At 49.5% G+C, this 315-nt stretch carries 1 tRNA gene; it reads left to right on the top strand.

Annotation, left to right across the window (positions count from 1 at the left end):
* The first annotated feature begins 4 nt into the window (after positions 1-4).
* A tRNA-Glu gene (locus ACDO57_RS23375) sits at positions 5-80 on the top strand.
* Positions 81-315 lie beyond the last annotated feature (235 nt).

Raw genomic sequence — 315 nt, 5'->3', positions numbered from 1 at the left:
CAGTGTCCCCTTCGTCTAGAGGCCCAGGACACCGCCCTTTCACGGCGGTAACAGGGGTTCGAATCCCCTAGGGGACGCCACTTGCTGGTTCGTGAGTGAAAGTCACCTGCCGTCATATCTCAAAACTCATCTTCGGGTGGCGTTTGAGATATTTGCTCTTTAAAAATCTGGATCAAGCTGAAAATTGAAACGACACATCTTAATGGTGTGTTCGAGTCTCTCAAATTTTCGCAATCAGAAGTGAAACATCTTCGGGTTGTGAGGTTAAGCGACTAAGCGTACACGGTGGATGCCCTGGCAGTCAGAGGCGATGAA

Source organism: Enterobacter cloacae complex sp. 2015409 (assembly GCF_041365315.1).
GTDB lineage: Bacteria > Pseudomonadota > Gammaproteobacteria > Enterobacterales > Enterobacteriaceae > Enterobacter > Enterobacter pseudoroggenkampii.
The sequence above is the reverse complement of the archived record's forward strand: the minus strand, read 5'-3'. Positions and strand labels throughout refer to the sequence as shown.